Here is a 10,687-nt window from a genome sequence, read left to right as displayed (position 1 = left end):
GGTGAAACCAACCCAATTGCTGATAACTCAACTGAAGAAGGACGTGTATTAAACCGTCGTGTTCAGTTCAAACAAAAATAATCTTTAATAAAATATTATTTGAAAAGGCTCCGGATAACCCGGAGCTTTTTTTGTTTTATGCAGTCACCCGGATCAAGCTGTGCTATCTTTCTATCAACCAAATGCGTGTTCACAGGATTCAACTCCGGAATTATCTTTGCGGTCAAATCATTTAAAAAAAGGAAACCAACCGCATTGGGCAAATGAATCAGTTGCCGATTACTACAAAACAGTTGCTGCGACAAATCATCTCATGACTTTTCCCTTTTGTACATGCCGCAGTTTTTCCATAAAACAGCGAGAATAATACAGCTAAAAACATTTATAATTTGAAATAGGCGGCTCAAAGGCACCATGTCAACATAATAAAGGATGGTGTCGACAAGCCTCACCGTAAAACAGGATCAGTTTAAAGGAATCGGTATGTATGCCAATGCCGCCTCTATTCCTGCGGCATAAACTCCAACCGTTTTTTAAAATACAAATCCCAGCTGTATTGCTGCTGGCGGTTGGTCATGTGTTGAGTATCTTCGTCGTAATCCGCGTTAAGTTTTTTGTACCTGCCATCAATGCGGTTAAAAATCTCCATAGCCTCATATCTATAATTACGACTAAAGCGGGTTTTCCCTATTTGCCTTAGTAGTTCCTGCTGCTCCAGGTAGGCGATCAAATAATGGCCTTGCTCATGCTTTAAAATTTCGGCCATCATTTCCTGTGATGCAACCCTGCCCCTATCAAGCCATGAACGGTTATTGTTAAGTACAAGATTAACTATGGCGTTTATAATATAATTTCCGCTACGGTTACTTACCTCATATTTAAAATCAATTGTGCAGTTGGTATAAGCAACTACGCCGCCGGCATTTGCCCGCGGCGTACCCAAAAAATCATTAACAGTTAGCTGGTGATATTGCTGGTATTGCTGTGCTTTTACTTTATTATTACCTAAAACCATGGCTATCAGGCCAATCCACATCACTGATCTTTTTTTCATTCAAAATACAGGTTAAAACTTTTACTTTTTGACGCTGTCAGGATGTAAAAGGTTTAAAGCCATCATTTCTTTTAATGTATGCTGCATAGCATCTGTAGAACCATCCAGGAATATTACGTTCCCTTTTGAGTTTTCTGAGAAGTGTTTGATAGATTCTGTCCACATGGTGAATAAGATTACGGAGGTATCCATATTAGCACCAGCCATCTCTTTAGCCGCAACAGTCATACCGCGCGCAACTTCCTCGCGGAACAGCGCAATACCCTGGCCCCGCAGCTGGGCTGCTTCGCGTTCGGCTTGCGCCGAAATCTTGATGGCGTTACCTTCTGCCTCGGCAGCTTTTGTTTTGGTGATCAACAGGGCCTGGCCCTCATTTTCGGCAGCAGCCTTAAGGTTATTTGATGCAACCACCTGGCTCATTGATTTCATGATAACGTCGTCAAACGTAATATCGTTCAGTTGTAAATCTTGCAGGTGATAACCCCAGCCTTCCAATATCACATCCAATTGCTCCTTTACATGCTCTACAATATCGCGCCTTAATATCAATACCTCGCTTTGGCGTTTGGTAGCCACAAAGGCACGGATAGACCCCTCCACCGTACGGATAAGCGCTTGCATCAGGTTACGCTCATCAACAAACTTAAAAGCTACATTCTTGATAGTTTCTTCCTGCTGATCAAGTACCGAATACAAAAGCATCGCTTTAAAATAAACATTAGCCTGATCAAAAGTTACTGCCTGGAACTCCAGCTCGACAGAACGGTTCTGGATTGATATCTTGGAATAGATATTCTCAATAAAAGGCAGCTTAAAATTTAGCCCTGGTGTAAGTATGCGCCGGTATTTACCAAATACAGTAATTACCACTATAGTGCCCTGTTTTACAGACACAAACGATGATAGGATTATTATCAATAAAATAAATACAATAGTAATTGTGAGGATCTGGCCGGTCATAAGTGATATTATTAGATAAAATAAATATAGGATAAATTATTGGTGTGCTATTTGTTTTTATATAAAATGCTTACTAAAACAGCATACATATATTATGAATTTAAAACGCACTTTCGGAGCCATACTTACCGTGCTCGGTATCATCGGCTTAATTTATACAGGCATTGGAGTTATAAATCACAGTGGCCAGGCCACCACATTGGTGGTTGTGGGCATTATAGCTGTCGTATTTTTCTTTACAGGTATCAGCCTGGTGCGCACCACCAAAGATGAAGTGTAATTAAGCCATTACAGATACCATATTAAGCACTTGCCCGGCCAAATCACTATTACCGGTTATTTCAACCCTGCCCCTGATCTCATCCGGGCGAATGCTTTTGGAGAATAGTTTCCAGGAAATTTCCGGCGGAATTCTTATGGTGGCGGCAAAGGTTTCCGCGTCTATATCTTTTAATACCCCCCAGCTGTCTTTAAACTTCTGGAGGTACCAGTTACCACCAATATTTGTGGTAATGGTAATTTTAATTTTGGTGCCCGTTGGTGCACCGATATTTTTAAAAGTATGTGGCAATGCTTTAAAGAATGTATCAATAAAAGGATAGAAAAACTCCCTGGTCAGGATACCTTCCCGCCCGGTTGCTTCCCTGATCTGTTGCTGGTGGTGCCATTTTTCGGTGTAGTCGCGCGCAAGGTGCATCCAGTTGAGGCTTTCGGATTCACCCGCCCAATTAACAGCAAATACAGCCGGGCTATACAGATCCAGTAATTCGTAATATCGGGTAGTAAGCCCCCCGGTAGCTTTATGAAGCAGGATTAAAACATCAGGGCTTATTCTTTTGGAGGCTTTTATCCAATCGGCATTCAGCAAATTGAGCCAGTTTACCAGGTCGGTATATGAATTGATAGCGGGAGGTTCCCCGCCATAATATTTATCCCGTTGCATAGATAATGTACGAATGTTCCCCTCAAGCAAATGCGATACAACATCCTTAACCTTCCATGCTTTCGCCACGGTTTGTTTATTCCAGTCATCAGGATTTAATGATTCCAGGAGCGCTATCAGCTTATCATCTAAAGGCTTAAAAAGGTGTTTTACGGCTATAGGTTCATTCGTCATCATGGCATAAATTATTTGCTTACAATAACAATAAGTATACTACGAAGTTATCACATCCTCCAATTTTTCAACCGATAAATCAATTCCATCAACATGATGACGTGCCTGCAGGTAAAAGCTTTCGCGTTCGGCCAGTTTACCGGTTATAAACTCAACCAGCTCATCCCCTTTTCTGCCTTGAAGCACCGGGCGTATAGTTTTACTGCTCTCTAACCTGTCGGCCAGTGTTTTGGGCGATAGTTTTACGTACAGCGTTACGCCATTGGCATTCATCCAATCCATATTATCAAAAAAACAAGGCAGGCCACCGCCTGTTGATATAACCACATTTTCGGGATATTCTGTGTTTTTTAACAAATCTGATTCCATTTGACGGAACGCGCTCTCACCAAAACTGGAAAAATATTCAGCTATACTCATGCCAACATGCTCTTCCAGTACATGGTCAAGATCAATAAATTCGTAGCCCAGTTTGGCAGCCAATTTACGGCTCCAGGTGGTTTTGCCACAGCCCATAAACCCGACTAAAAAGTATTTCATAATAATATCAGCTTAATTTTACCCGCGGATCAATCCAAACATAAATAATATCTACCAAAATACTAATCACCACAAAAATAAACGCGATAAAAAGTATAGAGCCCATTACAACGGGAAAATCCGACATTTCGAGGGCATCAACCGTGGCTTTGCCTAAACCGTTATAACCAAAAACATATTCCACAAAAAAGGAACCTGCCAGCAGTGATGCAAACCAGTTGGCTATAGCGGTGATAACCGGGTTCAGCGCGTTCTTAAGCGCATGCCTGTATATAATGGTGCGGTTACTCAATCCTTTTGCTTTGGCCGTGCGGATATAATCCTGCCCCAGAACATCAAGCATGGCGTTGCGTGTTAGCTGCACAATAATTGCCAGCGGCCGCAAGCCCAAAGTTATCATGGGTAATATTAAATTTTTCAGCGTAATCACCTCGCCCTTAAAAGGATCATAACTATACAAACTGCCAGACATGTTCAGTCCGGTGTATTTACTTAGCTCAAAGCCAAAGATCCAGGCTATGATAATACCCGCAAAAAATGAAGGCGCAGATATCCCCAGGGTAGAAAAACCAATGGCCAGCTTATCTATCCAGGTATCTTTATGTACCGCGCTCAGCACGCCTAAAAATACACCTATAACAATGGCAAATATCATGGCGGTGGTTGCCAGCACCAGGGTGTTGGGGATAACCTCTAAAAGTAATGTGGTAACATCCTTACGTGTTTGGTATGACCGGCGCAGGTAAGGCCATTTTAAAGCAAGTACCTTTGCCTTACTTACCGCAAAAAGTTTTGCGTAACGATATCGCTGCTGTTCTTCGGCTGTATTTAGGTGAATACCTACCGGCGAAAGATCATTGAGGTAATAAGCAAACTGTACAGGCTTAGGCTTATCCAGGCCAAATTCTCTACGTACAGCTTGTAATGACTGTACATCGGCACGCTGCCCCTGAGTCATCCGGGCAGGATCAACGGGCAGGATATTAAACAAAAAGAAAACTACCAGCACCACCCCCAGCATAACCGCCAGTCCGTAAAATAATTTGCGGATAAGGTAGCTGATCATGATCTACTGCTTTTGAAAATAGTTTTTAACAAAATAGTCATAGGTAGGTACCGAATGATAGTGCCATTTATTAACTATCACTCCCCCTTTTAGCAAAATAACGCCCGGATTTGAGCGCATCATGGTTTTAAGAGGCACACCATCGGCATAAAAAATTTCACTTACCAGCTTATGTGCTTTGGCAAAGGCCTGGGCACTTTGCGCCGAATTGGAGGTTAGTAATATGGTACGGATATTAAAATTCTGTGTAGCGTTGATGGCCAGCGCGTTTAAGCGGTTTATTGCCGCGTCATTCGTCTTATCCAAATCATAGGCTACTATAATAATGGTGTAGAATGGACTTGCAAATAACTCTTTCGTAAAATCGTTGCGCTGCGCATCCTGTAAAGACAAATCGCGTATTTTAGGTTCATAGCCTTTTTTTACCATGCGATTTTCCGGATCCCCTATCACCTCCCAATTAGCATCCTTCCAGATATTGGTACTCAGGTATTCCTTATCGGTCATTACCTTTGTTTCTTTGGTTTTTTTATTTTTTAGGTGATAGGTAAGTACAAATACATCCTTCGGCGCATTGGGTGGCGTATCCATTTCTGCGGGGATGTTAGCACCTATCTTATAAGGTAAAAAATCTACTATTGGTAAAAAATTATAGGTGTACAAGCCAAAACCTACCGAAATAACGGTAGCGCCTATGAGCCATTTATCGCCGGCCTTAGCGCTAAACAACGGTTTTATTTTGGTGCGGTTTACAAAAAGTACGGCCACCAAAACCAGCAAAATCATGTCCTTACCGAATGATTGCCATGGCGTAAGCGGAATGGCATCCCCAAAGCAGCCACAGGTTTGCACTACCTTAAAAAAGGCGGAGTAAAAAGTTAAAAAGCCAAAAAAGATGATGAGCAGCAGCAAGCCCCAGGCAACCTTTGCAGCACGTGCGCCAATAAGCAGGGCAAAACCCAGCAGCATTTCCAGCGCGCAAAGCAAAATGGCACTTGTAAGCGCGAAGTTGTTAAGGAAAGTGATATGGAAAACCTCAAAGTATTCTTCCAGTTTATAGGAAAAACCCAATGGGTCATTCGCTTTTATAAGGCCCGAAAATATAAACAGTAAGCCTACCGCTATCCTGCAAAACCAAATAAGGCCATTCTTCATATTATAATCCCAATTTTATAAGCGCAAATACCGAGTAGTTCAGCATGTCCTGGTAGTTGGCCTTTACCCCCTCCGATGCTTCGGTAAGGCCTTTGTTATCTTCAATTTGTTTTACGCGCAGCAGCTTCATGAGTATCAGATCGGTTAATGAGCTGATCCGCATATCGCGCCAGGCTTCGCCATAATCATGATTTTTGGCAAACATCAGTTCTTTAGTCTCCAATACTTTTTCGTCAAACAAGCGCTCAACGTGATCAACCGCCAGCTCAACCGGGGTATCAGCTGTGCTATCAAGCTGCATCATAGCAATTACACAGTAGTTAACAATGCCTATGTATTCGCCTGTAATATCTTCGCCCACTTTCGAAATCTTTTTTTCTTCGAGTGTGCGGATACGCTGTGCCTTAATAAAAATCTGATCGGTAATGGATTGCGGACGGAGGATGCGCCATGCGGTACCATAGTCGCGGGTTTTTTTCATAAAAAGCCCTTTACAATTATTAATTACCGCGTCGTACTCTGCTGATGTATTAGCCAAATGCTGAAATGTTTGAATGTTGAAACCTTTGAATGCTGGGCTGTCGCCAATGTTGCAAAGTTAAATTAACTTTACAACATTTAAACTTTGCAACCTTAAACTAACGTGGCTAAAGATACATTTTTTCGTAAAAAGGTTACCCTAAATGCGGGTGGTAAACTAATTGATTTGGCTACCCCAAAAGTGATGGGAATCATCAACATCACACCCGATTCTTTTTACAGCAACAGTCGCAAACCCGCTGTTGATGACGCGCTGGCGCAAGCCGGAAAAATGCTGACAGATGGCGCCGCTTTTTTAGATTTTGGCGCTTACTCTTCCCGCCCCGGCGCCGAAGACATTTCTGCCACTGAAGAATGTGACCGCTTACTTCCTGTTGTTGAAGCAATTGTACAATTTTTTCCAGATGCTGTATTATCTATAGATACTTTTCGCTCGCAGGTTGCAGAGGCCGCTGTTAAGGCAGGCGCACATATAATTAATGATATATCGGGCGGGATGTTGGATACCGATATGTTTAATACCGTAGCCCATTTGCAGGTGCCTTATATTTTGATGCACATGAAGGGAACCCCGCAAAATATGACACAAATGGCGCAGTACGATGATGTTTTTGCTGAGGTGCTTGATTATTTTGTTTCTAAATATCAGCAATTAAAACAGCTGGGCGTTCATGATGTGATTATCGATCCCGGTTTTGGCTTTGCTAAAAAACAGGAGCACAACTATATGCTGATGCGCAGGATGCAGGAATTTAACATTTTAGGCTTGCCACTGTTAACCGGCATATCGCGTAAGAAAATGATCTACGGGTTGTTGGGCGGCACCGCTATCGATGCCCTAAACGGCACCACCGTATTAAATACAATTGCCTTAAGCAAAGGCGCTAATATTTTAAGGGTACATGATGTGAAAGAGGCTGTTGAGGCAGTGAAGATTTGGGAGGCTTGTCAGTAATAAAAAGTTTAATAAGCTATACCGATCTTCGTTTACGGCCTATTAATAGCAAAATGTATAAAAACACAAATATTAATATCCCTATAGATGACGTTGTAATACGGAGTGTGTTATGAGTTTCGATACCCTTGATAAATCCCCTAACGCCCAAAAAAAGCATAAATATGAAAATTGGCGAAACTGCGATTAATACCTTTTTTTCGTTTTTTATTGGCATCTTTTTCATACTGCAAAATATGAAATTAAGCTAACTTCTTATTTATCCTTGCCTATTTGTTACAATCAATTTGGCCCATTAAACTTTTCAATCATAATAAAAAGCGCAAAAAATTTTCAATTGCAGCAAATTCTCATTACGTTTGAATTTTTTGTTGATGTAGCTTCTCTAAATTTTTTTATCAAAAGTTAATGCTACGAGTCGACAGTACCAAACCATGCCAGATCATTTATGCCATTGCCAGGCATGATTACCTTGGCTATGTTATTGAACCGCACATCGTTCAGCTTAACCCCAACGGCGAATTTTCTTTAACCCACCAGCGGTTATTTTCCAATACAGCCAAAGAATTTATTCATTGTATTGATGAGGTTGATTTGAAACTCATTAAGATATTGGAAGAGATGGAGCAGGGTAACGTGATCAAAAAGTTTTATAAAAAGCCAATCCGTCCGTTCGAGTTCTTCTCAAAAATATTCACCGAGCAACTGTTTGATACCATTCGCCCCAAACTGGAGAAGCGTATGGCCGAGGCGCTGAGCCTGCTATGCAGCAAACAGGTGTATCAAATGAGCAAGGAAGGGTATCCCGGCGAGCGGAAGCTGCAATTAGCTACGGAAGCCGCTTCGGTACTGTTTCACTTCAGGCGCAACGAGGAGGAGATACGCTACTTCCCTACCATCAAATACCAGGGAATGCGTATTGAATTTATGTTTAAAAATGCCGAGATCATCTGCAATCACCCTGCCTGGATGCTGTTGGATGATACACTGTATTATTTTGACAAGGAGATAGAAGGCAAAAAATTAGTTCCCTTTCTTAATAAGCGTTTCATTGCAATTCCCCGGTCGTCGGAGCAATCATATTTTGAAAAATTTGTTGCTCCGCTCATAGAAAAACATAATGTTTACGCCGAAGGATTTACCATCAATACTGAAAAGTATGATGCCCGGCCGGTACTAAAACCTATTTATGTTGAGGGCGGCACATCGCAGCTACAACTTTATTTTAAATACGCCGGTTATACCTTTCCATATGGCGATGGCCGTACAGTATCCGTAAGGATGGAAAAAAATGACGATGATTACCTGTTTCATCGCATTAAACGTTCAACCACCTGGGAAAAAGGGAAAATGTGCCAACTGGAACAGCTTGGCCTTAAAACGGTATCAACCCTTTTCCAAAACCTGGAGGTGGATAACAAGCATGATGAAGATGCCGATCACTCCTTTTCAGTATTTGAATGGCTTAACCAGCATCATGATCAATTGATTGAACAAGGGTTTGAAATTGAACAGCCCGAAGGCCAAAAGCGTTACGTTTTTGGTAACAGCAAAATTGATCTCGAGGTAAAAGAAAATAACGACTGGTTTGATATTAACGCCATTGTATGTTTCGGCCCGTATCGTATCCCTTTTATACAGCTTAAAAATCATATCCTTAACCATAAAAAGGAGTTTACGCTCCCATCCGGCGAAATTGCGGTGATACCTGAAAAATGGTTTTCGCAATATGGCAATCTTTTGCATTTTACCGAGGGTGGCAAGGAATTAAGACTACGCCGTCACCATATAGGCCTGGTAACAGAGCTTGCCGAAGGAGAAATGGCCAACGTTACCATGACCCGCAAGCTTCAAAAACTCAGCAATTTTGAAGAACTGGAAGAGGTGGATATGCCCCTGAACTTTGAGGGTCACTTACGGCCTTATCAAAAAGCCGGTTACAATTGGTTTCATTTTTTAAAGCAATACCATTTTGGCGGTTGCCTTGCCGATGATATGGGTTTGGGTAAAACCATACAAACGCTTGCATTACTGCAAAAGCACAAGGAATTTACCGAGACCGAAGGCGGCAAAAGCACATCGCTGGTGATCATGCCTACCTCATTGATATACAACTGGCTTAATGAGGCTAAAAAGTTTACGCCACAGCTTAGGCTTATGGTACATACCGGCACGCTACGATACCGATCGGCGGAAGTGTTTGCCAATTACGATGTTGTGATAACCACCTATGGCATCAGCCGGATAGATATAGAGATGTTTAAGGATTACTTTTTTGATTATGTGATCCTGGATGAAAGTCAGAACATTAAAAACCCATCGTCTAAATCATTCCAGTCGGTTAAACAGCTACGGTCGCGCTTTAAGTTGATACTGAGCGGTACCCCGGTAGAGAACTCGGTTAATGACTTGTGGACGCAGATGTCGTTTATTAATCCTGGGTTGCTGGGCAGTCAGCAGTTTTTTCAGAATGAATTTGTTAGTCCGATAGAAAAGAAAAAGGACGAGGACAAGGCTCACAAGTTGCAGGCGCTTATTAAGCCTTTCGTGCTACGCCGTACCAAGGAACAGGTAGCAACCGAGTTACCGCCAAAAACCGAAACGCTGTTGTATTGCGAAATGAGCGAAGAGCAGTCGTCGGTTTATGAAAAAGTAAAATCAGAGTACCGCAATGAATTACTGAAAAGCCTGGAGGATGGCACCTTTGCCAAAACACAGATCCAGGTGTTGCAGGGGTTAATTAAGTTAAGGCAGATAGCCAACCACCCCATCATGATTGATAAAGATTATGAAGGCGACAGCGGCAAATTTGAAAACGTGGTGCACACCCTGGCCAGCGTGTTAGATGGCGGGCATAAAGTGCTTATATTTTCGCAATTTGTAAAACAACTTACCATTTACCGCGAGCATTTGGATGCCGAAGGTATACCGTACGTATATCTTGATGGCGGCACCCAAAACCGTGGCGATGTAGTAAAACAATTCCAGGAGGATAAAAAGACCAGGGTGTTCCTGATTTCGATAAAAGCAGGCGGTGTAGGCCTTAACCTTACCGAAGCCGATTACGTTTTTATCCTCGACCCATGGTGGAATCCCGCGGTAGAGCAACAAGCTATCGACCGTACACACCGCATCGGCCAAACTAAAAATGTGTTCATCTATAAATTCATCACCAAAGATTCTGTTGAAGAAAAGATCCTTGCGCTGCAACAACGGAAACTAAGCCTGAGCAGAGCTTTGATTACTACGGAAGAGAGTTTTATTAAGTCGCTTTCGGCTGATGATATTAAGGAGATATTG

General features: G+C 42.1%; 10 protein-coding genes. 3 read left to right on the top strand and 7 right to left on the bottom strand.

Annotation, left to right across the window (positions count from 1 at the left end; all coding sequences use genetic code 11):
• Nucleotides 1–502: 502 nt before the first annotated feature.
• Together Q0R88_RS13645 and Q0R88_RS13640 are read right to left on the bottom strand one after the other, a co-directional pair.
• On the bottom strand, nucleotides 503–1,054 hold the full coding sequence (locus Q0R88_RS13645; RefSeq protein WP_295716918.1) for a DUF922 domain-containing protein: 552 nt from the start codon (nucleotides 1,052–1,054) through the stop codon (nucleotides 503–505).
• 21 nt (nucleotides 1,055–1,075) lie between these two features.
• Complete coding sequence (locus Q0R88_RS13640) at nucleotides 1,076–2,014, bottom strand: SPFH domain-containing protein (RefSeq protein ID WP_295716915.1); 939 nt, start codon at nucleotides 2,012–2,014, stop codon at nucleotides 1,076–1,078.
• Between the two features lie 94 nt (nucleotides 2,015–2,108).
• On the opposite strand from Q0R88_RS13640, the gene Q0R88_RS13635 reads away from it, so the two are divergent.
• Entirely contained in the window at nucleotides 2,109–2,294 is a 186-nt protein-coding gene (locus Q0R88_RS13635; protein WP_295716914.1) for a hypothetical protein, read from the top strand.
• Here Q0R88_RS13635 and Q0R88_RS13630 read toward each other — a convergent pair whose 3' ends face one another.
• The 5 genes from Q0R88_RS13630 to Q0R88_RS13610 are packed head-to-tail and all read right to left on the bottom strand — an operon-like array spanning nucleotide 2,295 to nucleotide 6,373.
• Nucleotides 2,295–3,134, bottom strand: a complete 840-nt coding sequence (locus Q0R88_RS13630; RefSeq protein WP_295716912.1) for a maleylpyruvate isomerase N-terminal domain-containing protein — start codon at nucleotides 3,132–3,134, stop codon at nucleotides 2,295–2,297.
• Between the two features lie 36 nt (nucleotides 3,135–3,170).
• Nucleotides 3,171–3,671: a shikimate kinase gene (locus tag Q0R88_RS13625; protein ID WP_295716910.1), complete on the bottom strand. Its 501-nt coding sequence runs from the start codon at nucleotides 3,669–3,671 to the stop codon at nucleotides 3,171–3,173.
• A gap of 7 nt (nucleotides 3,672–3,678) precedes the next feature.
• A complete protein-coding gene (locus Q0R88_RS13620; RefSeq protein WP_295716908.1) occupies nucleotides 3,679–4,737 on the bottom strand; it encodes an ABC transporter permease in 1,059 nt (352 codons plus the stop codon).
• A gap of 3 nt (nucleotides 4,738–4,740) precedes the next feature.
• On the bottom strand, nucleotides 4,741–5,892 hold the full coding sequence (locus Q0R88_RS13615) for a BT_3928 family protein (protein WP_295716906.1): 1,152 nt from the start codon (nucleotides 5,890–5,892) through the stop codon (nucleotides 4,741–4,743).
• A 1-nt stretch (nucleotide 5,893) separates the two neighbouring features.
• Entirely contained in the window at nucleotides 5,894–6,373 is a 480-nt protein-coding gene (locus Q0R88_RS13610) for a DUF1599 domain-containing protein (protein WP_295716905.1), read from the bottom strand.
• 162 nt (nucleotides 6,374–6,535) lie between these two features.
• Here Q0R88_RS13610 and folP point away from each other — a divergent pair, with 162 nt between their 5' ends.
• Entirely contained in the window at nucleotides 6,536–7,387 is an 852-nt protein-coding gene (folP, locus tag Q0R88_RS13605) for a dihydropteroate synthase (RefSeq protein WP_295716902.1), read from the top strand.
• Between the two features lie 408 nt (nucleotides 7,388–7,795).
• On the top strand, nucleotides 7,796–10,687 hold a 2,892-nt coding region (locus tag Q0R88_RS13600), incomplete at its 3' end, for a DEAD/DEAH box helicase (protein ID WP_295716900.1).

Source organism: Mucilaginibacter sp. (assembly GCF_025362475.1).
Taxonomy (GTDB): Bacteria; Bacteroidota; Bacteroidia; order Sphingobacteriales; family Sphingobacteriaceae; genus Mucilaginibacter.
This window is presented reverse-complemented; position numbering and strand designations above follow the sequence as displayed.